The organism is Planococcus glaciei (genome assembly GCF_900099655.1).
GTDB classification, from domain to species: Bacteria; Bacillota; Bacilli; order Bacillales_A; family Planococcaceae; genus Planococcus; species Planococcus glaciei.
Genome location: NZ_FNDC01000005.1, coordinates 64,538 through 90,055, shown reverse-complemented (window position 1 = coordinate 90,055; position 25,518 = coordinate 64,538). Strand labels below are relative to the sequence as shown.

Here is a 25,518-nt window from a genome sequence, read left to right as displayed (position 1 = left end):
TCTTCCTCCTCTGGTTAACGTTCAACGATCTTTTCGTTGCGGATCAAAGCCTGCACTTCCTCTAAATACGGAAGCCCTTCGTTGTCGCCGGATACGGTCGTCACCAGCGCTCCAACTCCGTTCGCAAACTCCAGCGCCTCTTCCGGCGAATAGCCGTGAAGCATGGCGTAGACATAGCCGGCATCAAAGCCGTCTCCTGCTCCAACTGTGTCAATTGGCGTTACTTTGAATGCTTCTTTCGTATACCAGGTTTCGTCCCGGTAAAGCTTTGCACCATTGCCGCCGTCTTTGATGACCAGCTGCTCAATATTGAATTCAGCTGCAAATTTCTCCAAAGCGCTTTCGGCAGAATCTCCGATAATCATGTCGATTTCATCGAGCCCGGTCAGTAAAATATCAACCGATGGGAAGATTTCCTGATACGCTGCATTTGCTTGTTCAAGCGTCCACAACTTCAAACGGATATTCGGATCAAACGACACTTTAATTCCTTTGTCTTTAGCTATGGCCAAGACCTGTTTGGCAATCGCCAGGTTTTTCGGATCGATTGCCAGAAAAACACCGGTCAGGTGAATCAAATCAATGTCCGCAAACAAATCTTCTGTCATGTCTTCCGGTTCCAGCGTCAAGATCGGCGACTGGTAACGGTAATAAAAAGTTTTTCCAGAACCGTCTTCGCGAATTTCCTTGAAATTCAGCGATGTCGGATAATTTTCAACAAATTCCACATATTCCATATCGACGCCTTCACCGCGTGCAAAATTATAAATCACACGGCCAAATTCATCTCCGCCTAAACGGCTTGCCCATTTGGTATGCAGCCCTAAACGTGCACACCCAATCGCAAAGTTTAATTCCGCGCCGCCCACTTTGCGCGTAAAGGCCGGAACATAGCGAAGCGGTCCGGTTTCAGAGGGATTGAACGTGATCAACGCATCACCCAATGTAAAAACACGATAAGTCTTCAACAACTCAATTACCCCTCTCACAGTCTATATAAATTCAATAAATCGGTTTACTAAATCGGTTTAGTAGAATTATATGTGAAAGTGCTTTCAAAATCAAGGCATCTTTAAATTTTCTGTAAAATGAACCATTTGCTACAGCTCGTCGAAAACTTCCAGCACTGCGAGCTATCAGGCTTTTAACTAAAAAAAGAAGCTGCAAAATCTTCTAAGTTAATTAGAAAATCTGCAGCTTCTAGGAACTTATTCTTATTTTTGTTGGCGCGGGCGAATCAGAATTTCGTTGACGTCGACATAATCCGGTTGTTCGACTGCATAGCCGATGGCACGGGCGATGTCTTCCGCTTCCAAAAACTTCATCGGGTTGCCGCTTGCAAAACCGTCCAGGATGTCCTGATCGGTAATCGTATCCGTCAATTCCGTAGCGACTGCCCCCGGTGATACAATCGTCGCCCGGATGTTCATATCAGGGCTCAGTTCCTGGCGCAAGCCTTCCGTAATGGCACGGACGGCAAACTTCGTTCCGCTGTAAACTGCGCTGCCAGGGGTAACGTCATGTCCGGCAACCGACGAAATATTGACGATATGCCCTTCCCGGCGTTCTTCCATATGCGGAAGAACGGCAGCGATGCCATACAGCACACCTTTGATATTCACATCGACCATTTTGTCCCATTCTTCAATCTTCAGTTTATTCATATAAGACAACGGCATCAGCCCAGCGTTGTTGACCAGCACGTCAATCTGGCCGAATTGTTCGATGGCCGCTTCCGCCAGAGCTTTCATCTCTTTGGATGAAGTGACGTCCGTCACTTTATACGCTGCCTGTCCACCCGCTTCTTCGATTTCTTTTTTCAGTTCCACGAGGCGATCTTCCCGGCGCGCTGCCAGCATGACGGCAAATCCTCTGCCTGCCAGCTCTTTTGCAGCCGCTTGCCCGATGCCGCTGCTTGCACCTGTTATAATTGCCGTTTTGCTTGTTGCCATTGGTATTCCAGCTCCATTTCCATATAAATCATTCGTGTCCTTTTTCACTTTAACCTTGTTAGAAAAGGCTGTAAATGGCCATTCAACAAATTCATAATGGCGCTATACTTGCCTTTGGCACTCATCGTTTTGCCTTTATTTCAGCCCTTCAATAAACGGACCGTAATCACGGTGCGTATGCTGGACAGAAATCCATTTCATCGTCGTGAATTCTTCCAGCACCCAGTCTCCGTTAAAACGGCCAAGGCCGGATTCTTTCTCGCCGCCAAACGGAACATGTGCTTCATCGTTTACCGATTGGTCATTCACGTGGATCATGCCCGTGTTGATCTTATGGGCGAATTGCGTGCCGCGTTCAATATTGGAAGAATGAACGGCGCCGCTTAAGCCGTATGGGAAGGCATTGACCATTTCCACTGCTTCGTCGTCGCTGCTAAATGGAATGAGCACAGCGACAGGTCCGAAAATCTCGTTTTCTGCGATTGGCATATCGTTTGTGCCTGCGCCGAGTACCGTCGGCTGCATGACGTTTCCGTCGCATTCGCCGCCAAGCAGCAATTCCGCTCCGCGTTCCACGCTTTCTTTAATATCCTGCAAAATGCGGTCGGCCTGGTCCCGGTTGATCAGCGGCCCGACATGCGTATCTTTTTCCGCCGGATTGCCGTATTTCAATTTCTTCGCGCGGGCTACAAAAAGCTCAGCAAATTCTTCGTAGCGGTCTTCATGAATAAGAATCCGGTTAGTCGCCATACAAATCTGGCCCTGGTGGTAAAACTTGCCGAACAACGCTGAATTGACTGCGTAATCGATATCCGCATCATCCAGTACGATGAAGGCGTTATTGCCGCCAAGTTCAAGCGCCGTCTTTTTCAGGTTGCCGCCCGCCAGTTCGCCTATGCGCTTTCCGACCGGCGTCGACCCCGTAAACGAAATCAAACGGGGAATCGGATGTTTGACGATATCGTCGCCGATTTCCGAACCGCGTCCGACGATGACATTCAGCAGGCCTTTCGGCAATCCCGCCGCTTCAAAAATGCTCGCAAACAGCAGTCCGCCGGTCACAGGAGTGTCCGTTGCCGGTTTCACCACGACGCCGTTGCCCGTTGCCAAAGCGGGTGCAATCGAGCGCATCGCCAAATGGAACGGGAAGTTCCACGGGCTGATGACTCCAATGACCCCGATCGGATTGCGGTAAATCCGGTTCTCCTTGCCAGCCGTCTGGGAGGGCAAAATCTTGCCTTCCATCTTGAACGGAAATGCCGCTACTTCTTTTACAACATTCAAAGCTGCTCCAAATTCCGTCGCTGCTTTCATATACGTACTGCCAGCTTCTTTGATCAGCCAGTCGATAATGAGCTCCTTGTTTTCCGTCATGACCTCTTCAACTTTTTCCAAAACTTTGCGCTTGTTCTGCGGCAATTCCTTCGCCCACTCGATTTGTGCTTCCGCCGCTGCTTTATAGGCGCGGTCCAAATCATCTTTGTCAGCTGCCTGAATCGTCACGAGTTCTTCTCCTGAATAAGGATTCGTGTTTTTCATCTTATTGTCGCTGGATCCGTTCTGCCATTTCCCTTCAAAATAAAGCTGTGTAAAGTCGGTTGTAATCATGTTAATTAACACTCCTTTTGGTTTAACAGCTTTCAGCGCAAAGTTTGTGCCGGACAAGCTGCTTGCTCATTTATTCCGTCTCTATCTCTACCCATTAAGCCGGAAACTTAAAACGCCGCAGAGGTTCCTGGGATGGATCCGCTGTTCTTTTCTTCAGCAAGAGCCAGACAAGAGAGTGTTATTTTCGGGCTGGTTTATTCGCGTTGCTGAGGATTTATTCGTCGTCTTCAGGATTTGTTTGCGCTGCTTCAAAAAATGAAAAAACGTTCAAAAACGGATAACCGTTTTTGAACGTTTTTTAACTTTACAAAGCTTTTAAAATTCCCGTACGACCCGAATGATGATCCTTGGAATATACAGAAGAAGATCCAGCAGCTCAAGAAAGAATTCAATCACATCCCAAATCCACCAGCGATCCTTCTTCTCTTTTTTTCGCCTCTTTTTCTCCATCCGCCGTCTCCCCTTCAACCGAATTTATTCATAATACGCGGATCAGCAAGAAAGGTTTCAGTTTTTGGAAAGGCCGAAAGCTTCAGCGAGCAGGCGGGTGCCGTTCATCCGGTTTTTTGCACCGGAAATATTCGGAATGATTGTCACTTCGTCGGCCTTAAACTGTTCGGCAACACGCTCGATTTCCGCCTTCACGCTTTTGGCATCGCCGATAATCATGCGCTGGCGGTTCTTGTCGACTTTTTCCTGTTCGCGCGCACTAAAACCGCGCGCTTTTGCCGTTTTGATGGATGGGTAATACGGAGGCGGCATGTCCGATTCCACAAACAGCAACCACAAATCAAAAGCTTTCGCGATTTCTTCCGCTTCCTCGGCGGTTTCCGCAACAACCGCAAACACCGCGAGGATGACTTTCGGCTCGTCCAACAGTTTCGACGGCCGGAAGCTGTTGCGGTACGTTTTCACCACTTCTACTCCGGATGCAGCAGGGCGGGCAAAATGGGCATACGCGTAAGCGGTGCCTTTTTCAGCTGCCAGTTCCGCACTGCCTCCGCCTGTCCCGAGCAGCCACAGTTCCGGTGCTGTTTCCGTAACTGGTGTGGCAATTAGTTCACCGGAGTCTGTCAGATATTGCTGCAAATCGTCTATTTGCTGGTCATACGAAATTTGTTTATTGCCGTTCAGCGCCTGATTGACTTTCAAATAGCTGCGCGAACGCCCGATGCCAAGATCGATGCGGTTCGGGTGAAGCGCTTCAAGCATGCGAAAGTTCTCAGCCACTTTATAGGCACTGTAATGCGGCAGCATCACGCCGCCCGAGCCGATCCGGATTGACGAAGTCGAAGCCGCCAAATGCATCATCAGCATTTCGGGTGTGCTGCCGGCAACCGACATGACTTTATGGTGTTCCGCTACCCAAAAGCGTTTATAGCCCATGCTTTCGGCAAGCTTTGCCAGTTCGGTCGTCTGAAGCAGGGCTTCGCGCGCCGAAGACCCTTCATCGATCGGCGAGTAGTCCAGGATATTCAGTGCAAACATCGGACTCCCCCTTTTCTTTATCTTTTTACTCTTCCTACCATACCGAAAACAAAAGAAAAGCGCCAACTCCCAAGCAATGGGAGCCGGCGCTGACAATAGCCTATTACGCTTTATTCATAACGCCAAACGAATAACGGGTTTCGCTCGTGTAGCGTTCGCCTGCCTTCAATACGGCAGAAGGAAAATGCGGATGATGGATTGAATCCGGCAAGCCTTGTGTTTCCAGGCATAGCCCCAAGTAATTGCACGCTTTCGTTCCCCGGTATACGCCGGGGCCTTCTAGGCCGTTGCCCGTATACAGCACGACTGCCGGTTCCGTCGTCTCGACGGTCAGCTTCCGGCCGCTTGCTTCGTGTTCAAGCACAATTTCTTCCTGCTGGTTGCGATCGAGCAGAAACGGATGGTCGTACCCGCAGCCGGCCTGAAGATTTTGCGGGTCGCCCGATACTGTTCCGTCGTGGATCTTTCGGCCTTCGCGGAAATCAAACACCGAGCGGTCGACCTGCATCGCTTCCCCTGTTGGAATCAATTCTTCGTCGAGTTCCAGAAATTCGCTGCTGTCGAGCGTCAGTCGATGGCTTAAGACATCTTCCTTCAAATCGCCGCTCAAATTGAAGTAACTGTGATTGGTCAGATTCACTAAAGTCGTCTCATCGGTAAGAGCAGAATAACTGATGAGAAGATCATTCGCATCGTCCGAAATTGCATAGGTCACTTTCAGTTCGAGATTTCCCGGATAGCCTTCTTCACCGTCCGGGCTCAAATATGTAAATTCAATGCGGGCTTCCGTTTCACTCTGAATGACATGCGAATCCCAAAGCACATGGCTGTAGCCTTTAGTGCCGCCGTGCAAATGATGGCCGTTGGCGTTCGCTGCGAGCTGATAGTCTTTGCCGTCCAGCTTGAAAGCGCCGCCTTTGATCCTGCCGGCAAAACGGCCCGCCACTGCTCCTAAAAAATGCGGATTGTTGCCGTACTCTTCAAGCGTATCAAAACCAAGGACGACATTTTCCAGTTTGCCGTTTTGGTCTGGAGCCTGTATTTCCGTAATGATGCAGCCCCAATCGATGCACGACACCTGAAATCCATTGGCGTTTCGGACGGTAAACAAAGTTACCGGACGCCCCTCCAGATGGCCGAATAAACGCTGTTGCACTTCCATTCCATTCATTCCTTTCTCATGGTCCGTCGAACTTTTTCAACTTCTCCGGAAATTAAACTCAATCTACGTTCAACGAAACCGTCTCTCTGGTTTCGCTCGCTTTGTAGCAGGCATCGATTACCCGCATATTTTGAATGGTTGATTCAGCCGTTATCACAAGCTCCGAACCGTCCAACACTGCCGAAGAAAAATGCTCCACTTCCAAGCGGTAAAGGTCGCCGTAAATCTTCTCCTGCCGCACCGTGCCGTCGGTTTCGACAATCACCAGCCCCATGCCGGCATTGATGTCCGGACGGAAAGCATACGGCACTTTGATGGTTCCTTTTGTGCCGACCACTTCGTATTCGTTGCGGCTCACCATATCAAAACTGCAATCAAAAATGGCGGTCATGCCGTTATCAAGCACCAGGTAAGCGCTGGACAGCATGTCGACGCCTGTAGCCGCATCTCTTCCGGAGACAACTTGCACTTCCACCGGTTCGGCGTCGGTCAGGTGGCGGATAGCCTGAATCGAGTAGCAGCCAAGGTCGTAGATGGAACCGCCGCCCATCGATTTATCCATCCGGATATCGCTTTCCCGGTTTTCCAGGTAAAACGAATGACTGGAGCGGATCAGTTTGACGTCGCCGATTTCACCGGAAGCCATGATTTCTTTGACGCGCGCATGCTGCGGGTGCAGCTGGTACATGAACGCTTCCATGAACTTGACGTCCGATGCCTGGCATACTTGAATCATTTCCGCTGCTTCTTTCGCATTCAGGGCGGCCGGCTTTTCGCAAAGGATGTGCTTGCCTTTTGCGGCCGCTTTTAACACCCATTCTTTATGTAAGTGATTCGGAAGCGGAATATAAACCGCGTCAATTTCCGGGTCGTCCAAGAGTTCTTCGTAGCTTTCGTATGCTTTTGGTATGTTCAGCGCTGCCGCCACGCCGTGGACCTTGTTGCTGCGGCTTGCAATCGCTGCCGCTTCGGCATTGTCTGACCGGAAAATGGCCGGAATCAATTGCGTCTGTGCAATATTGGCTGTACTGATGATGCCCCAACGAACTTTTTTCATCTCGAATCTCCCTCCAGCTGTGATTTAGTCATCGTAACAAAAAAAGCCGCCAAAGAGCTATTTCCAGCTCTTCAGCGGTTTCAATTTCAAGACAGCTACCGCTTCTTGCTAACCTCTTATTTAATGCGGGCTTCCGTTTCCTGATCAAAGAAATGCGCTTTATTCAAATCAAACGCCACGTCGATCGTCTGCCCTGCTTCCACATTGAAACGGGCATCGATTCGCGCGATGAAGTCCTGTCCGGCGACATTCGAATAAAGGATGATTTCCGATCCCATCAACTCAGCCACTTCAATCGATGCACGCACTTTTGTTCCCGGCGAGTGATCAAGGAATAGCGGCTCATCGTGGATGTCTTCCGGACGGATCCCCAGAATCACTTCTTTACCGTTATAGCCTTGCTCACGCAATAAATTCAATTTCGCTTCCGGAACCCGGACTTTTACTGTGTCCATCACGAAATGTTCGCCTTCCAGTTTGCCGGTGAGGAAATTCATCGCCGGCGAACCGATAAAACCGCCAACAAAAACATTATTCGGCTCATCGTATACTTCTTTCGGCGTCCCCACTTGCTGAATCAAGCCATCTTTCATCACGACAAGGCGCGTCGCCATCGTCATCGCTTCTGTTTGGTCATGCGTCACGTAAACCGTAGTCGTTTGCAGGCGTCTGTGGAGTTTCTGGATTTCCGCACGCATTTGCACACGAAGTTTCGCATCCAAGTTGGAAAGCGGCTCATCCATCAAAAACACTTCGGCATCGCGGACAATCGCACGGCCTAATGCCACACGCTGTCGCTGCCCTCCAGAAAGCGCTTTCGGTTTGCGCGTCAAATATTCTTCCAGACCCAGAATCTTCGCGGCGTTGTCTACACGCTCTTTGATTTCCGGCTTTTTCAATTTCCGCAGCTTCAGTGCAAACGCCATATTGTCGTACACGCTCATATGCGGATAAAGCGCATAGTTCTGGAATACCATTGCGATATCACGGTCTGCCGGCGACAAGTCATTGACGCGTTTGCCGCCGATAAACAAATCACCTTCCGAGATATCTTCAAGCCCTGCAATCATGCGAAGCGTCGTCGATTTTCCGCAGCCGGACGGGCCGACCAGTACCAGGAATTCTTTGTCGCGGATTTCAAGGTTGAAATCTTTTACTGAAACTACCCCTTTGTCGTATACCTTTTTCACGTTCTTCAATTGCAAGTCTGCCATTCTATTCCCTCCCGTTTTGCTTTGCTTGTGTAATATTTCTGACTAGGCTTCCGGTTTTTAAAAAAGCTGCTCCTCCAGCACTTGTCGGGGCTAACCAGGAGCTTCCGCTTTTCTTGTCCAGCTGCAGCTCCTAGCCCCTCGAGGTCGCTTCGGCCTTATCCCGAATGGCAAAGAACGCCATTCACGCTAAGCCCTCCAGCGCTCGTCGGGGCTAACCAGGAGCTTCTGCTTTTCTATTAATAAGGTCCTCGAATGGCCGGATGGACTTCTTGTTGGTAGAAGTTCGCCAGTTTATCCAGTTCTTCTGCAGTGAAGTCCTTGGCATCGAGTGCTTTTAAGTTATCTTGTACTTGTTTGACTGTTTTAAAGCCTGGAATAACTGAAGAAATGGCATCGTGCTCCAAAATCCATTTCAATGCAGCGCGGGTCATATTGCCGCGGCCGTCTGCAATCCAGCCTAACTGGCTGCTCAGGTCAACGCCTTTGGCGAATTCCAGTCCTGCGAATGTTTCTCCGACATTGAACGCGGCGCCGTCGCGGTTGAAATTGCGGTGGTCGTCCGCCTCAAACTCGGCATTCGCCTTGAATTTCCCTGTCAGCAATCCACTGGCCAACGGCACGCGTGCCAGGATTCCAACACCTTGTTCTTTGGCTTTCGGGAATAATTCTTCCAGCGGCTTCTGGCGGAATAAATTAAAGATGACCTGCAAACTGCTGACATTCGGATTATTCAGGCACAGCAAGCCTTCTTCTACGGTCTCGACGCTGACGCCGTAGTAGCGGATTTTCCCTTGTTCCTTCAAGCGGTCAAGCACTTCAAATACTTGGCCGTCCTGCAGGATTTCAATCGGCGGGCAATGGATCTGGAACAAGTCCAATTGCTCGCGCTCCAGCCGTCTCAAGCTGTCTTCGCAATATTTCGTGACGCTTTCCATGGAATAGGTTTTAGGGTCATGTATGTCTCCCGCCCGGCAAAACTTCGTGGCAATGTGGATTTCAGAATGGCGGCCTTTGGTCGCCTTCGCCAGAAGCTCTTCGCTATGGCCATCTCCGTATACGTCAGCCGTATCGAAAAAGTTGACGCCTTCGCCCATTGCGTAATCCAGTGCTTTCAATGACTCCTGGTCATTCGTGGTTCCCCACGAACCGCCAATTGCCCATGTGCCAAAACTAAGTTCACTGACCTTTAAATCGGTGCTGCCAATCTGACGATAATTCATTTCTCCACACTCCCACATCTCCATATTTTAAAACAATTGATATCTTTACAAATAAGAGCCTCAACAGAAAGTTGAGACTCTTATTTTAATGGACTACTTACGGAACTCCAAAAGTTTTTTATTCAGCTCTTTTGTTTGGCCGTATACGTCCTGATAAATGGCGAACAGTTTTTTATACGTTTCCACGTTGGATGGAATCGGCTGGAACTGGCGGTCTTCTTTCAAAAACTGGTCTGCGCAGTCCTTCAATGTGGCAAACCATCCACATCCAAACGCTGCGAGCATTGCGGCTCCCATGCCTGGACCTTGTTCGCTGTTGAGCCTTACGATTTTTGCATTGAAAACATCGGCTTGCATTTGAAGCCAGTCTTCATTGCGTGCTCCGCCGCCAATCGAAACAATGGTGTCGATTTCTTTGCCGCTGCGGCGGAAAATATCAATGGATTCATTTAAAGAGAAGGTGATCCCTTCAAGCACTGCACGCGCAAAGTCTTTTCGTTGATGCGAAGCGTCCATGCCGATAAAGCTTGCACGGATGGCCGCATCTGCATGAGGCGTCCGTTCACCGACCAAATACGGTGTAAACAACAGCCCGTTTGACCCTGCCGGAACCGAATGGATATCGGCGAGCAAATCTTCGAATGATTCATCGGCCGCAAAGACATCCTTGAACCAAGTCAGGCTATAGCCGGCTGCAAGCGTTACACCCATGGTATAGAAAACATCCGGTGCCGCATGGTTAAAGTAATGGACTTTGCCTTCAAAATCTTTGTCGTCGCTTGCTTCATAGGACAGAACTACACCAGATGTTCCGATGCTGCACAAGGTTTTGCCGTCTTCCAGAATTCCTGAACCGATGGCGCCGCAGGCATTATCCGCTCCGCCGGCAAAAACGCGTGTCGCAGAACTTAATCCGGTGATTTCTGCATAATCCATTTTAACCGTACCGACTTCTTCATGCGAATAAACAAGCGGCGGGCAAAGCGATGGATCAATTTCAAGTAAGCTGCAGATTTCCGTGCTCCACTCTTTTTTGCTGATATCCAATAGGAGTGTGCCGGCTGCATCGGAATACTCCATCTGCAGCTGGCCGGTCATCTTGTAGCGCAAATAATCTTTCGGCAGCACGAAGGCTTTCGCGCGGCTGTAGATTTCCGGCTCATGCTCTTTTACCCATAGCAGTTTCGGCAATGTAAAGCCTTCAAGCGCCGGGTTCTTAGTGATTTCGAGCAAGCGCTCCTCACCAACTGCCTCGTAGATTTGCTGGCACTGTGCCGTCGTCCGTGTATCATTCCAAAGAATGGCCGGGCGCAGTACTTCGTTGTTTTCATCCAGCAACACAAGCCCGTGCATCTGCCCTGAAAAACTGATGCCCTCGATGTCTTCAGCGCGGCCGTTCCAGCCGCTCAACAGTTCGAACAATCCGGCGGTTGTCCCTTCAACCCAGTCCTGCGGGTTTTGTTCGCTGTAACCGGTTTTTTCCTGGATCAGTGCAAATGATTTTGAGACGCTGCGGACAACTTCACCAAGTTGGTCGACAAGCAAAATCTTGACTGCACTGGTTCCTAAATCTACTCCAATAACATATTTCATCGCGACCGCTCTCCTGCCTGTTCAAACTTATTGCTTATTTGAAGCTTGCTGTTTTCGCAAAAGCTTGCAGCAAGTACTGGTTGATTGTTGCTTTGATTTGCTCAAGGCGTCCGGAAGTTTGTTTGATGTCCGTCAAGCCAAATGCGTACTGTTCAAGTTTGTGGAAATCCGTGTTGCCGGAAACGATATCCAGGCCGATTCCTTCTTTGTATGTGCTGTAGCGCTCGTCAAGAATGTTTTCCAACACTTTGTCATCGATCAAGTTCTGTGCTACGCGCAGGCCGACTGCAAATGCATCCATCCCTGCGATATGGGCATGGAACAAATCTTCCGGCTCGAATGAACCACGGCGCACTTTTGCATCGAAGTTCAACCCGCCGCGGCCAAGTCCGCCGTTTTGAAGGATTTCGTACATTGCAAGCGTCGTTGTCCAAAGGTCTGTCGGGAACTCATCCGTATCCCATCCAAGAAGCGGATCGCCTTGGTTGGCATCAACTGAACCAAGCATATTGTTGATGCGGGCATAATGAAGTTCATGCTCGAATGTATGTCCTGCAAGTGTTGCGTGGTTCGCTTCGATATTGAATTTGAACAGGTCTTGAAGACCGTAGTTTTGCAGGAATGCGTGAGCCGTTGCCACGTCGTAATCGTATTGGTGGGTTGTCGGCTCTTTTGGTTTCGGTTCAATCAGGAACTGGCCATCGAATCCGATTTCTTTCGCATAATCCGCTGCCATGTGGTAGAAGCGAGCCAGGTTATCCAATTCCAATTTCATGTTCGTGTTAAGAAGCGTTTCGTAGCCTTCGCGGCCGCCCCAGAACACATAGTTTTCAGCGCCAAGCTCTTTCCCGATTTCCAAGCCTTTTTTCACTTTCGCTGCCGAATAAGCAAAGACATCTGCATTGCTTGAAGTGGCTGCTCCGTGAATAAAGCGCGGGTGCGTGAAGTTGTTCGCCGTATTCCAAAGCAATTTCGCTTTGCTGTCTTTCATATAATCCTTAATCATGCCAACGATGGCATCCAAGTTCTGGTTGGATTCTCTCAAGTTGCTGCCTTCTGGTGCGATATCTACATCATGGAAGCAGAAAAAAGGAACGTCCAGTTTATTGTAGAATTCGAAAGAAGCTTCAACGCGCGCTTTCGCCAAATCCATTCCGGAGTATTTATCCCAAGCACGGTTCATCGTACCGGCGCCGAAAGGATCCGAGCCATCCATTGTGAATGTGTGCCAGTAAGAAACTGCATAGCGCAGAATTTCTTCCATCGTTTTGTCGCCGACTTTTTCTTCCGGATTGTAGAATTTAAACGCGAATGGATTCGTGGAAGAAGCACCTTCGAATTTGATTTTGTTAATATTCTGGAAATATGCCATAGTTTTTTGCCTCCAATGTTTTATATTTATTTACCCATAAACCGATAATTAAAAAGAAATTAAATGTAAAGGCTTTCATTTAAGATTATAACAATATACAATTAGTTTGTCTATTGATTAAACTAAGTTTTTAGCAAAAATAATGTGAAAATTGTTATTTTAGTAATTTGAATTGGCTGCTACAGTGAAGACAGGATGATTACTCAATGTCGCCTTACTTTAACGAATACCGGTAAAGGCAATTCTCTTGTTGTCCTTGTATAATAAAATAAATCATCCAAACAAAGGCGGTTTCAAATGAACTCTACCAGAGGTTTTATTTATAGCGTGACAGAATGGATTACCCGGTTTGCTTACGTGAACTTGTTATGGATCTTGTTTTCTTTGCTCGGTGCTGTGGTTTTTGGTCTTTTCCCGGCCACGACTGCCATGTTCGCCGTCACCCGGCAATGGCTGCGGGGCAACACGGATGACCCGGTATTGAAAACGTTTTGGGACTATTACCGGAAAGATTTTTGGAAAAGCAATGTGGTCGGTCTGTTTGTCGCCGGCATCGCCGCTCTTATTGCCATCGATATCCTGTTCATCCAGGCGAACGGCGGCAGCGGGTTAGGCTGGACGAACGTTCCCTTATTCGCTTTTATGCTGCTGTTTCTGTTGTTCCTGTTCTTCCTCTTCCCGACCTTCGTGCATTTTGACATGAAGCCGGGAAAAGTGATTAAGAATGCGTTTTTGCTCATGCTCGTCAATCCGCTCCACAGTGTGATTATTCTGCTGTGTCTGGTGCCGCTCTTTTTCATCATGCAGCTCGTTCCGGCGCTTGCAGTTATTTTCGGCGGCAGTTTGTATGCGTTCATTACGATGTGGGTTTGCCTCCACGCTTTCGATAAAGCCCAGCAAAGGAGCGGACAAGTTTCCAGCGAATAAAAAAGCTTCACCCAACAGGAATCGGTTCCTGGATCGGGTGAAGCTTTTTTGCTGGGCTCAGCCTTTCACAGCGCTGGAAGAAATGCCTTCCACGACTTTATTGCTGAAGAAGATGAACGCCACGATAATCGGCAGCACACTGATGATCAGTGTTGCTCCAATTGCTCCCCAATCGGTCATGTACTGGCCGATGAAGTTTTGGATGCCGACTGTCAAAGTTTTGTATTTCTCGGAGCTGATGAACGTGTTGACGAAAACGAATTCGTTCCAGTTGTAGATCATGTTGATGACAACGGTTGTTGCCATAATCGGCGTCGTCATCGGCAGGATCACCTGGAAGAACATCCGGTTCACCGAACAGCCGTCAATGATTGCCGCTTCTTCGATTTCATGCGGCAAGGTGTAGTAAAAGCCGAGCAGAATCATCATCGTGATCGGCAGGTTGTACGCCGTATACGTCAGGACGATTGCCAGCGGATTGTCGATCAAGTTGACGCTCAAGAACATGCTGTACAGCGGGATCAATGCCGAGTGGATCGGAATCATCAAGCCGACCATGATCATGCCAAGCACCAAACCGCTTAATTTCCATCTCATGCGCGTAATCGCGAACGTGGCCATGCTGGCAAACAACACCGTCAAAATAATAGCCGCTAAAGTGATCCACACACTATTGAAGAAATACGTGCTGATGCCGCCTTCCCAAACTTTCTGGTAGTTTTCCCAACGGAATTCCGTCGGCAAAGCGAACGGCGATCCGGCGAAGATTTCCTGGTTGCTCTTAAGCGAGAAGGCGAACAGCCAAAGGAGCGGGAGGATCTGGAATAACGCTACGACAATCAGGGACAAATAGAGAAGTAAATAACCAATGCGCTTCATTTATAGCCCTCCTCTTAATATTCGATTCTTTCTTTTGTTTCGGTTGCTTTTCGGATAATGAACGTCACGATCAACGTGATGATCAAAAGCAGGAACCCGATGGCACTGCCGTATCCGAAGTTATAGCTGGAGAAAGCCAGTTTGTACATATAAGACGCCATTACTTCACTGGCGCCATTCGGTCCGCCGGCCGTCATAACGTAAATCAAGTCAAAGTATTTCAATGAACCGACAATCGCCAAGACGATGGTGACGCTGACGACTTCTTTGATCAGCGGCAGTTTGATCCGCGTGGCAATTTGGAAAGGCGTTGCCCCGTCAATGCGCGCCGCTTCAATGAGCGACTCCGGAATGTTTTTCAATGCCGCATAATAGATCAAGATGTAGAACCCGGCATACTGCCAAAGAATCGGCACGAAAATCGCAAACAGCACAATCGATGGATTCGCCAGCCAAGCGGGCGGATTTTCCACTCCAATCTGGACTAGAAACGCATTTAAAATACCATTCGAAGGGTTATAGACTTTCACCCAAAGCTGGGCGATCGCTACAGAGGATAACAGCATCGGAATCAAATAGATTTTGCGCAGCAGATCCGCGCCTTTGATTTTCGAAGCCAAAATGAACGATACAACCAAATAAACGGCCAAGCTCAATGCTGAGAAAAGGGCCAGCAAAAACGAGTGCAGCGCACTGTTCCAAAACAGCTTGTCCTGAATCCCTGCAATATAATTATCCAGTCCGATAAATGTCTTTGCGCCAATGCCGTCCCATTCCATCAATCCGTAGTATCCGGACAAGCCGAGTGGAATAAAGATCAGTACGGTGATCAGCAACAGAGCCGGCGCAATATAAAATCCGATAAATAATTTATTGGACATGACTTTGTTCATCACATTCAACTCCATATCTTAGAAAGGAGAAGAGGACAATCCAACATGCAGGATCTGTCCCCTTCTTCCTTGCTGTAATTTGCCAAAATGAAATTACTGTCTCTTATTTGGAAAGCGCATCTTCATGGGCTTTTCCGAATTCTTCCGGAGTCATTTCTTTCCCGAACAATGCCTGGATGGAATCCAAGTGCGTTTGTGCGACACCCGGGCTCATTTGAACATCTGCGAACAATGTGATGTTGCTTGCATTGTTAAGCTCGTTCAAGATATCCGTGTACATTTGCGGAAGATCCAGTGACTCAGCGTCCACTTTTGTTGCCGGAATTACGCCAGCTTCCGTAACCGCTTTTTCGCCCCACTCTTTTACAAAGTAAGCAGCAAAGTCTTTTGCTTCTTCTTTTACTTCAGAGTCTTCAGCAACGAACAAGCCAACCCCTGGTCCGCCGACATAGCTGTTCATGTCGCCATTGCCTTCAACAGTCGGGAATTTCAAGTATTGTACGGAATCTCTGAATTCCTGAGGTACATCTTCGTTTGTCGTGTAGTTCGGAAGATCCCATGTTGCGATCAAGTACATTGGCGCCTGGCCGCTCATGAACATCGATTTCGCTTCTTCATCGGCAAGGCCATTAAAGCCGTCAACGAATGCGCCAGCATCGACAAGCGTCTGCACTTCTTCAGCCGCTTTCACAAGCGCTGGATCTTCAAAGCTGCCAGAACGGTCGATGGCTTTGTTCAAACCTTCAGCACCGGCAATGCGGTCAGCCAAGTACATATACCACATAGATCCTGTCCAGGAATCGCGGTTTCCTAAAGCAATCGGCTGGACGCCGTCTGCACGGAATTCTTTCACGACATTCAATAATTCTTCATACGTTTTTGGTGCTTCAAGGCCGTGCTCTTTGAACATTTTATCGTTATAGTAAAGCGTTACAATGTTCAGTTCTAATGGAAGACCATAAGTTTTCCCGTCCAAAGCATACGCTTCGGCAGTCCCTGGAACGAACGCATCTTTCAAATCTGATTCGATTACATCGTCAAGCGGTGCAAACATGTTTCCGCCAACGTACGGCTCAAGGAACCCTGCTGACCAAGTAAGCCCGACATCCGGCAATTCTTTTGAGGTGGAGAGAACACGAAGCTTGTCTTTGTATTGTTCGTTGCTCAACACTTCCAAATCTACATTCACGCCTTCGTTTTCTTTTTCGTAATCGGCAATGATGTTATTGACAACGTCATAATGCTTTTTCGAACTTCCCTCAGGCCATAGGTGCATAAATTTTATTTCAGTATCCCCATTTGCATTTGCTGATTCTTTTTCGTCGGACGAACATCCTGCCAACAACATTGTAGAAACAACTGCGGACAAAGCGATTGTAAGCGGTTTCTTAAACTTCATTATTTCTCCCCCATCTCGTGTGTGTTGTTACAACAATTTTCTGAATAATTGTTGTATGCGTTTTCATTATAGCAAAGGGAAGCTTGTTAGTCTAGTGGATAAACAAAGTTTTATTTTTAGGTTATACTGTCTTTATAACAGCGGGTTTGTTAGATTTAAATTAATCAATAGAAGCAAACCCGTATAGGCAAAGAAGGCGTATTTACCAGGTAATGATCCATCTAAACCACTATAGAAAGAGCTGAGCCAGATGAAAATAGGCATGAACCAAACGTGGAACCATCATGTTGTAAAAGAAGGAAATAAATCTTTGGTGCTCGACAAAATCAAAAATGACTACCCGATTTCACGGGCGGCCGTCGCCAGCCAGACCGGTTTGAACAAAGGCACCGTCTCTTCCCTCGTCAACGACTTATTGGAAGACCATTTGATCTTTGAGTCCGGCCCCGGAGAATCAAGCGGCGGCAGACGGCCCGTCATGCTGCTGTTCAACGGAACGGCCGGCTATACCATCGGCATCGATCTAGGCGTCAATTATTTGCTGGGCATCTTGTCTGACCTAGAAGGAAATGTCGTCAGCCAAAAAGAAGCCCGCTACAAGAAAATGTCCTATGAAGCGATTGAAGCAAAACTATTCGAAACCATTGATGAACTGATGGCTGCCGCTCCCGAAAGCCCTCACGGCATCGTCGGCATCGGCGTCGGCGTACCGGGTATTGTCGACAAAGGCGGTGAAATTCTCCTAGCGCCAAACTTGAACTGGAAAAACCTGAACTTGAAAAACGTGCTGGAGGAGAAATACGATCTTCCGGTCATTATCGAAAACGAAGCGAATGCCGGCGCTTACGGCGAGAAAAAATTCGGAGCCGGCAAAGAATGCGAAAACATCATTTACGTTTCGGCCGGAATCGGCATCGGCGTCGGGTTGATCCTGAACGGTTCTTTGTATAAAGGGGCCAACGGATTTTCAGGCGAAATGGGCCATATGACAATCCAGGTTGATGGCCTGAAATGCCGCTGCGGCAACCAAGGCTGCTGGGAGCTGTTTGCGTCAGAGCAAGCGTTGATCGACCGCGCCGAAAAAATGGGCATCTTCCCGGAACAAGCCGATTTTGATTTATCGGACCTGTTGAAGCTTGCCGAGCAAGGAAATGAACAAGCCATTGAATTGTTCGAGCAGACCGGCGATTATTTAGGCGTCGGCATCAACAACATCATCAATACATTCAACCCGCAGCAAGTGATCATCGGCAACCGGATGGCAACATCGAAAGAATGGCTGGAAAAATCCTTGACGAACCGGGTCGCGAACCAGGCGCTTTGGTTCCAGCAGAATGATCTGCAAATCAACTTCTCGGAGCTTAGCACGCTTTCCACCGCTCTTGGCGTAGCCGCTTTCTCCATCGAGAACTTTTTAAGCGTCTGCATGCAGCCGAAATTGGTCCTGCGATAATAAAAAAAGGTTCAGACTACTTAGTTTACTCATTAGACTAAGTAGTGTATGATCGAATATAACTTAGAAGAATTGCTAATTTTCGATATTCATCCTTTCCTTTTCGGTACGCTTTAGCGTTTGAAAGAAAGATGAAATCGCGAGTTAGTTTTTTTTCGGGTGCTTTTTCCGCTGATTGTTGTAAGCACTTACATATTGGAATGGGCGGGCTTCCAAAATACTGCATAAAGGGTGACGAAAAATGACAACGATTCAAAATCCCATCTTAACAGGATTCAACCCGGACCCGAGCATTTGCCGGGTAGGAGAAGATTATTACATTGCCGTGTCTACCTTTGAATGGTTCCCCGGCGTCGGCATTTACCACTCGAAAGATTTGAAAAACTGGCGTTTGATTTCGCGTCCCTTGAACCGGCTGAGCCAGTTGAATATGATGGGCAACCCGAATTCCGGCGGCGTATGGGCTCCAGCCCTTTCTTATAGCGACGGCCAGTTCTGGCTCATTTTCACGGACGTCAAAGTGACCGAAGGCCAGTGGAAAGACTGCCACAACTACCTCGTGACATGCGACACTATTGACGGCGAGTGGTCAGAACCAATCTATTTGAATAGCTCCGGCTTCGACCCTTCCCTGTTCCACGACGAATCCGGCAAGAAATATCTCGTGAATATGTATTGGGACCACCGCATGGGCCATCATAACTTTTACGGCATTTCGCTACAGGAATACAGCGTTGAGGAACAAAGGCTCATTGGCAAATCTAAAATCATTTTCAAAGGAACCGATGTGGCGCTTGTTGAAGCTCCTCACCTTTATAAAATCGGCGACTATTATTATTTATTGACGGCTGAAGGCGGCACGAAATACGATCACCAGGCGACGATTGCCCGCTCGAAAGAGTTGCGTGGACCGTACGAAGTGCATCCGGAAAACCCGTTGATCACGTCGTTTTTCTCACCGCGAAACCCGCTGCAAAAATCGGGGCACGCATCCCTTGTCCAGACGCATACCGACGAATGGTTCCTGGTGCATTTGACAGGACGCCCGTTATCGAGAGCCGGCCAAGCCCTGCTTGACCCGCGCGGCTTCTGCCCGCTTGGGCGTGAAACGGCCATCCAGCGTGTGGAATGGAAAAACGACTGGCCGTATGTCGTCGGCGGCAACGCCCCTTCACTTGAAATCGAAGGGCCGGCGATCGAAGAAGTCCAGTGGGAACCCGATTTCCCGGAAAAAGACGATTTCGATTCGGAAACTTTGAATCCGCATTTCCAGACATTGCGCATTCCGCTTGGCGAAAACATTGTTTCGTTGAAAGAGAATCCAGGCCATCTGCGCCTGCGCGGCAAAGAATCGCTGACGTCGAAATTCACCCAGGCCTTCGTTGCAAGACGCTGGCAGCATTTCCACTTTACGGCGGAAACGAAAGTGGCCTTCAATCCGGATACGTTCCAGCAGGCGGCGGGCCTTGTCAACTACTACAACACCGAAAACTGGACGGCTTTGCAGATTACGTGGCATGAAGAAAAAGGACGCATCCTCGATATTATGGTGTGCGACAACTTCTCCTTCGACCAGCCTTTGCAAGGCAATGAAATCACCATTCCGGACGAAGTGGATTATGTGCATATGAAAGTGGATGTCGCAGCGGACATTTACCAGTATTCCTATTCATTCGACGGCGAGAATTGGAATTTGATTCCAATAAAGTTCGGTTCGCATAAGCTGTCGGACGATTACATCCAAGGCGGCGGCTTCTTTACCGGCGCATTTGTCGGCATGCAGTGCCAGGATACGTCCGGCCAGAACTTGCCAGCTGATTTTGATTACTTTATCTACAAAGCGAACGAATAAGCTGGAAGCATTTATGCCCGACTTTTATCCCGATATGCCCAAGTTCGGCTTAAATATGCCCAACTGCTGCAAAAACAAAGAAGGCCCTTCTGCAAACAGCAGAAGGGCCTTCTTTTCGCTTTTATTAATCCACCACAAAATAACGCGCATCGGGATGGGCAAAAACGATTGCCGATACGGAAGCTTCCGGGTCCATCATGTATTCTTCCGTCAACTGGACGCCAATGTCTTCGGGCTTGATCAAGCCGAACAGTTTCGCCTGGTCTTCCAAATTCGGACAGGCCGGGTAGCCGAATGAAAAACGCTGTCCCTGGTATTTCGCGGCAAAGCGGTCGCGCATCGAGAAATCGGTAGCATCCGGGAAGCCCCATTGGTCGCGGATTTCCTGATGGATGCGCTCGGCAAAGCCTTCCGCCAGTTCCAGCGCCGTCGCCTGCAAGGCATGGCTTTCCAGGAACTTGCCGGCTTCTTTCAGACGCGCCGCCTCGTCCCGGACGCCGTGGCCCGCCGTCACTTGCATGAATGCCACATAATCCATTTCGCCGCTGTCGACGGATTTCAAATAATCCGCCAGGCACAGGAACGGCTCCACCGACTGGCGCGGGAACGTAAAGCGTTCGATTTCGGTCTTGGCATCCGCTGGGCTGTAGATGATGACATCGTCGCCCTCGCTTTGCGCCGGGAAAAACTGATACATGCCAGACGGCTTAAGTAACCCAGACTGCAAAAAGCCGGTGGCGAGTTCGTGCAGCTCGACGGCACGCGGATCGCCTTTGGCAAGCGTGTTGTCGTTGTATCCTTTCAAGCCGAGATGGTGGCCGATCAGCGTCCGCATGTTGACGTACGGATACAAATGCGCCACCGAATAATCCTTTAGTACATGCCGGCGCAAGTCATGCGGCTTGTAGACCGGCACGTCTTCCCGCACCGTTTTCACCGGACGGACAGCAACTGCCACCGCCTGCTTCGATGCTTTCGCCGCTTCCGAGGCTTTTCGTTTTTCCTGCTGCGCACCGAGTTCTTCCAGGAGCACCGCTTTTCCGGCGCCGCTTTGCAGCCGGTTCGCCAAGTCCAGGCCCTGCATCGCGTCTTTCGCGTAAATGACCGGGCCGTCGTATTCCGCAGCAATTTTCGTTTCCGTGAAGCGGCGGGACAAAGCCGCGCCTCCCACAAGAATTGGCACATCAATGCCCGCTTCCTTGAAGTCCTGCGCCGTGATGACCATCTGTTTCGCTGACTTGACGAGCAGCCCGGACAAACCAATCATATCCGGCTTTTCTTTTCGGATTACATCAATCAAAGTTGCCGGCGTCACTTTGATGCCGACATCAATCACTTTAAAGCCGTTGTTGCTGAGGATGATGTCCACCAGGTTTTTGCCGATGTCGTGCACATCGCCTTTTACCGTTGCCAGCACAATCTTGCCTTTGCCTGAATCGTCTGCTTCCTTTTTCTCCATAAATCCTTCCAGGAATGAAACCGCCGCTTTCATGACGCCCGCGCTTTGCAGCACTTCTGCGACGATCAATTGGTTGTCGTTGAACAAACGGCCCACTTCGGCCATTCCTTCCATGAGCGGCCCGTTGATGACGTCAAGCGGCGTGTCATACATGTCAAGCGCCCTTTCCAGATCCGGGATGAGCCCTTCTTTCGTGCCTTCCAAAATATAATAAGCGAGGCGTTCCGGAACCGTCTTCGGAATGTCGTCTTCGGTTTTTTCCTTTTTCTTGTCGCGGTAAAAATCAGTGAAATCCGCCAGCGTCTGGTCGGTCGTTGTAAACAGCAATTCGTCCGCCATGGCGATTTCTTTTTCCGGAATCGACGCGTAGCGCTCCAGTTTTTCGGTATTGACGATGGCATAATCCAGCCCTGCCTGCGTGCAGTGGTACAAATACACCGCATTCAGCACTTCGCGGCCGACCGGCGGCAAGCCAAACGACACGTTGCTGATGCCAAGAACCGTCAGGCACTCCGGAAACTTCTTCTTGATCAGGCGGATGCCTTCAATCGTTTCCACCGCAGACCCGATGTATTGCTGGTCACCCGTGCCGACCGGGAACACAAGCGGATCGAAAATGATGTCTTCTGGCGCGAGTCCCCATTTACCTGTCAATAAATCATACGAGCGTTCGGCGATTTCCAGTTTCCGCTCGCGCGTTACGGCCATGCCTGCTTCATCAATCGTTCCGACTACAACGGCTGCACCGTATTTTTTCACCATCGGCATGACTGCATCATAGCGTTCTTCGCCGTCTTCCAGGTTGATCGAGTTGATGATCGCCTTCCCTTGCGAAAACTTCAAAGCCGCTTCAATCACATCTTCATCGGTGGAATCAATAACGAGCGGCACTTTCACTTTTTTGACGACTTCTTTCATGAAATTCGTCATGTCTTCCAGCTCATCGCGGTCCGGGTTCGCGAGGCAAATATCAATAACGTGTGCCCCGTTTTTCACTTGCGCCCGGGCAATTTCAGAAGCTTCCTCGAACTGGCCGTCGATGATCAAGCGCTTGAATTTGCGGGAACCGATAACGTTCGTGCGCTCCCCGATAAACAACGGACGCATCGTTTCATCGTATTGCAGCGGCTCGATTCCTGAAATGACGTGGCCATGGCCGACTGCTTCCGGCTTTCTTGGCGCCAAGCCTTCCATCGCTTCTCGAACGGCTTTGATATGGGCAGGCGTCGTGCCACAGCATCCGCCGACCACATTGATCCAGCCTTTTTCCGCAAAACCGCGCAGTTTTTTCGACAACGATTCCGGCGTCTCGTGGTAATGCCCTTCCTCGTCCGGCAAGCCGGCATTCGGATAACAGCTGACATAGCCATCCGACAGCTCCGCAAGCGAGCGGATGTGGTCGGTCATGAATTCCGGACCTGTCGCGCAGTTCAAGCCGACCGACAAAGGCTTGACGTGTTCAATCGAAATGTAAAACGCTTCGATGCTTTGGCCGGCAAGCGTCGTCCCCATCGGTTCAATCGTGCCGGAAATCATGATCGGCAGTTCGATGCCGGTTTCTTCAAAAGCCCGTTTGATGCCGATTGTCGCCGCTTTGACATTCAACATATCCTGGCTTGTCTCGAGCAAAATCAAATCCGCGCCGCCTTCAACGAGCGCTTTTGCCTGCACATAAAAGTTATCCAGCAGTTCATCAAATGTGATGCCGCCTGTCACCGATAAGGTTTTGGTCGTCGGTCCGATGGCGCCTGCCACAAAGCGAGGCCAGTCCGGCGTGGAAAAAGCAGCCGTGCTGCGCTTCGCAATTTCCACTGCGCGCCGGTTGATTTCCGCCGCTTCGCTCCCAAGCCCGTATTCATCGAGCACAACCGGCGTGCCGCCGAAGGTATTCGTGCAGACAATATCAGCGCCCGCTTCCAAATACGCATTGTGGACGCCTTCGATAACGTCGGGGCGGACGATGTTCAAGTATTCATTGCAGCCGTCCAGCTGCTCCCCGCCAAAGTCTTCCGCCGACAAATCGGCATTTTGGATCATCGTTCCCATGGCACCGTCAATGATTAATATTCTTTTGTCGAGCTGCTGTTCAATTAGCTGTTTTGACATGGCTGTTATCGCTCTCTTTCTGTATATCAAGTTGGCGGATATAATCGATCAATTCCAGAGACATATCGTAGCGGAAAAATGGCGTGATCACGTAAATGCCGTTGAACAACTCCGCTGCAGTATCGATCAATTCCTTGGCAATCTGGATGCCTTCTGCTGTAGCCCGCTCTTTGTCGTCGCCGCAAGCACGCATCCGCTCCAGCGCATCTTCGGATAATTTGATGCCCGGCACTTCGTTGTGCAGGAATTCTGCGCTGCGGATGCTCGTAAGCGGCATGACGCCAAGGAAAATCGGCGTCTCCAAATGCTTGGTGGCTTCGTAGATTTCAATGATTTTTTCTTTTGTGTAAACCGGCTGCGAAATAAAATAATCCGCACCGCTTTCGATTTTCTTCTCCAACCTTGCCACTGCCCGGTCGAGCACCCGGACATTCGGATTGAATGCCGCCGCTACTGAGAAGTTCGCTTTTTTGCGCAGCGGCTTCCCGGAAAAGGAAATCCCTTCATTGAGCTTTTTGATCAGCTGAATCAATTCCATGCTGGAAACATCGTAGACGCTCGTCGCACCGGGAAAATCGCCCACTTTGGTCGGATCTCCCGTTACTGCCAGGATATCATGGATGCCGAGTGCATCAAGCCCCATCAAATGCGACTGCAAGCCGATCAAGTTCCGGTCGCGGCATGTAATATGTGCCAGCGGCCGGATTTGTTCCTGGTGTTTCAAAATCGAGCCCATCGCCAGATTGCTGACGCGTGGAGAGGCCAGCGAATTGTCGGCCATCGTGACAGCGTCCACGCCTGCTGCACTCAGCGCTTTCGAGCCTTCCAAAAACTTCGTAATATCCAAATGGCGTGGTGTATCCAACTCCACAATTATCGTGCGTTCCGTTTTCGCTTTCTCATGGAGCGGTGCTTCTTCGAGCGCTTCCGCTTCGCGGATGATGATCGGCTTTTTCTTCACCACTTCTTTTTCCGTAACCGGCTTTAAATGGCCGATGCGTTTTTTCAAGGCTTCGATGTGTTTTGGCGTCGTGCCGCAGCAGCCCCCGATCAAGCGCGCCCCTTCTTCTCTGAGCAAGAGGCCGGCGCGCCCGAAATAATCGGCTTCCGATTCATAGACCACCCGGCCATTTTCAAGGTCCAATAAACTTGCGTTCGGATAGGCCGACAGGAACGCTTTTTGCGGCAGCGCCACTTCTTCCAGTGCCTGGATCGTATGGTGCGGGCCTAAGCGGCAATTGACGCCGACGATATCCGCGCCGAGCGCTTCAAGTTGATGCAATGCGTCGTTCAGCGCCATGCCGTTTTGCAGAATGCCGGGTTCGTGCATCGACACTTGGGCTATCAGCGGCACATCGGTCGCTTTCCGCAAATGTGTGACGGTCGCCGCCAATTCTTCAAAATCGTAATACGTTTCAAGCAGCAAGGCATCGGGATCGCCCACTAGTAAATAGCCCGCTTGCTGGTCCACCATCGTGATGATTTCCTCCAATGTCGCATCGCTTTTCCGGATGCCCCGGATGCCGCCGATCGTTCCAAACACGAACTGGCCTCCTGGAGCTGCGGCCCGCTTCGCAATGCGGATCGCCGCTTCGTTGATTTCCTTGACCTGGTTTTCCAGCCCGTAGCGCGCCAGTTTCAAGGCATTGCCGCCGTAAGTATTGGTCTGGATAATGTCCGCTCCTGCCTGGATGTACTCCTGGTGGATCTTTTCAATGATTTCCGGCCGCTGCAGATTCAGTTCTTCGTTGCAGTATTCAATGCCGTAAGAATACAAAAGTGTGCCCATCGCGCCGTCCGCCGTTAGGATTCTCGTCTTTAGCTCGTCTAATAAACCCATGCTCTTCGCCCTCCCATATATACAAAAAAACCTTCTTGAAAAAG

19 protein-coding genes are annotated in these 25,518 nt (G+C 49.6%); 3 read left to right on the top strand and 16 right to left on the bottom strand.

Annotated elements, in window-relative coordinates; translation table 11 throughout:
- Positions 1 to 14: 14 nt before the first annotated feature.
- The 11 genes from BLQ32_RS08355 to xylA form a co-directional block, all read right to left on the bottom strand.
- Entirely contained in the window at positions 15 to 971 is a 957-nt protein-coding gene (locus BLQ32_RS08355; RefSeq protein ID WP_139150519.1) for a sugar kinase, read from the bottom strand.
- A 243-nt stretch (positions 972 to 1,214) separates the two neighbouring features.
- Complete coding sequence (locus BLQ32_RS08350; protein WP_074509994.1) at positions 1,215 to 1,952, bottom strand: SDR family oxidoreductase; 738 nt, start codon at positions 1,950 to 1,952, stop codon at positions 1,215 to 1,217.
- 135 nt (positions 1,953 to 2,087) lie between these two features.
- Entirely contained in the window at positions 2,088 to 3,560 is a 1,473-nt protein-coding gene (locus BLQ32_RS08345; RefSeq protein WP_175557092.1) for an aldehyde dehydrogenase family protein, read from the bottom strand.
- A 315-nt stretch (positions 3,561 to 3,875) separates the two neighbouring features.
- Positions 3,876 to 4,010 carry a hypothetical protein gene (locus BLQ32_RS20125; RefSeq protein WP_280513353.1) on the bottom strand — a complete coding sequence of 45 codons (135 nt, stop codon included), beginning with the start codon at positions 4,008 to 4,010 and terminating at the stop codon, positions 3,876 to 3,878.
- Between the two features lie 57 nt (positions 4,011 to 4,067).
- On the bottom strand, positions 4,068 to 5,048 hold the full coding sequence (locus tag BLQ32_RS08340; RefSeq protein ID WP_074509993.1) for an LLM class flavin-dependent oxidoreductase: 981 nt from the start codon (positions 5,046 to 5,048) through the stop codon (positions 4,068 to 4,070).
- A 103-nt stretch (positions 5,049 to 5,151) separates the two neighbouring features.
- Positions 5,152 to 6,210 (bottom strand): aldose epimerase family protein, encoded by a 1,059-nt coding sequence (locus tag BLQ32_RS08335; protein WP_074509992.1) that lies wholly within the window; start codon positions 6,208 to 6,210, stop codon positions 5,152 to 5,154.
- Between the two features lie 58 nt (positions 6,211 to 6,268).
- A complete protein-coding gene (locus tag BLQ32_RS08330; protein WP_074509991.1) occupies positions 6,269 to 7,267 on the bottom strand; it encodes a Gfo/Idh/MocA family protein in 999 nt (332 codons plus the stop codon).
- Positions 7,268 to 7,383: 116 nt separating this feature from the next.
- Entirely contained in the window at positions 7,384 to 8,481 is a 1,098-nt protein-coding gene (locus BLQ32_RS08325) for an ABC transporter ATP-binding protein (RefSeq protein ID WP_036802067.1), read from the bottom strand.
- Between the two features lie 236 nt (positions 8,482 to 8,717).
- Positions 8,718 to 9,701, bottom strand: coding sequence for an aldo/keto reductase (locus BLQ32_RS08320; RefSeq protein ID WP_074509990.1), 984 nt, complete (start codon positions 9,699 to 9,701; stop codon positions 8,718 to 8,720).
- A 93-nt stretch (positions 9,702 to 9,794) separates the two neighbouring features.
- Positions 9,795 to 11,294 (bottom strand): xylulokinase, encoded by a 1,500-nt coding sequence (gene xylB, locus BLQ32_RS08315; protein ID WP_074509989.1) that lies wholly within the window; start codon positions 11,292 to 11,294, stop codon positions 9,795 to 9,797.
- 34 nt (positions 11,295 to 11,328) lie between these two features.
- Positions 11,329 to 12,666 (bottom strand): xylose isomerase, encoded by a 1,338-nt coding sequence (gene xylA, locus BLQ32_RS08310; RefSeq protein WP_074509988.1) that lies wholly within the window; start codon positions 12,664 to 12,666, stop codon positions 11,329 to 11,331.
- Between the two features lie 297 nt (positions 12,667 to 12,963).
- On the opposite strand from xylA, the gene BLQ32_RS08305 reads away from it, so the two are divergent.
- Positions 12,964 to 13,593: a YesL family protein gene (locus BLQ32_RS08305; RefSeq protein WP_074509987.1), complete on the top strand. Its 630-nt coding sequence runs from the start codon at positions 12,964 to 12,966 to the stop codon at positions 13,591 to 13,593.
- 57 nt (positions 13,594 to 13,650) lie between these two features.
- On the opposite strand, the gene BLQ32_RS08300 is transcribed toward BLQ32_RS08305, so the two are convergent.
- The 3 genes from BLQ32_RS08300 to BLQ32_RS08290 all read right to left on the bottom strand — a co-directional run bounded on the left by BLQ32_RS08300 (position 13,651) and on the right by BLQ32_RS08290 (position 16,764).
- On the bottom strand, positions 13,651 to 14,472 hold the full coding sequence (locus BLQ32_RS08300) for a carbohydrate ABC transporter permease (protein ID WP_074509986.1): 822 nt from the start codon (positions 14,470 to 14,472) through the stop codon (positions 13,651 to 13,653).
- Between the two features lie 14 nt (positions 14,473 to 14,486).
- Entirely contained in the window at positions 14,487 to 15,365 is an 879-nt protein-coding gene (locus BLQ32_RS08295; RefSeq protein ID WP_036802053.1) for a carbohydrate ABC transporter permease, read from the bottom strand.
- A gap of 103 nt (positions 15,366 to 15,468) precedes the next feature.
- Positions 15,469 to 16,764 (bottom strand): extracellular solute-binding protein, encoded by a 1,296-nt coding sequence (locus tag BLQ32_RS08290; RefSeq protein ID WP_036802051.1) that lies wholly within the window; start codon positions 16,762 to 16,764, stop codon positions 15,469 to 15,471.
- Positions 16,765 to 17,014: 250 nt separating this feature from the next.
- Between BLQ32_RS08290 and BLQ32_RS08285 the strand changes: the two genes are divergently transcribed.
- Together BLQ32_RS08285 and BLQ32_RS08280 are read left to right on the top strand one after the other, a co-directional pair.
- Positions 17,015 to 18,217 (top strand): ROK family protein, encoded by a 1,203-nt coding sequence (locus BLQ32_RS08285; RefSeq protein ID WP_074509985.1) that lies wholly within the window; start codon positions 17,015 to 17,017, stop codon positions 18,215 to 18,217.
- Between the two features lie 241 nt (positions 18,218 to 18,458).
- On the top strand, positions 18,459 to 20,069 hold the full coding sequence (locus tag BLQ32_RS08280; RefSeq protein ID WP_074509984.1) for a glycoside hydrolase family 43 protein: 1,611 nt from the start codon (positions 18,459 to 18,461) through the stop codon (positions 20,067 to 20,069).
- A 124-nt stretch (positions 20,070 to 20,193) separates the two neighbouring features.
- Here BLQ32_RS08280 and metH read toward each other — a convergent pair whose 3' ends face one another.
- Both metH and BLQ32_RS08270 read right to left on the bottom strand, forming a co-directional pair.
- Positions 20,194 to 23,634: a methionine synthase gene (metH, locus tag BLQ32_RS08275; protein ID WP_074509983.1), complete on the bottom strand. Its 3,441-nt coding sequence runs from the start codon at positions 23,632 to 23,634 to the stop codon at positions 20,194 to 20,196.
- Complete coding sequence (locus BLQ32_RS08270) at positions 23,615 to 25,474, bottom strand: bifunctional homocysteine S-methyltransferase/methylenetetrahydrofolate reductase (RefSeq protein WP_074509982.1); 1,860 nt, start codon at positions 25,472 to 25,474, stop codon at positions 23,615 to 23,617. Before BLQ32_RS08270 ends, metH begins: the two co-directional genes overlap by 20 nt.
- Between the last annotated feature and the right edge of the window lie 44 nt (positions 25,475 to 25,518).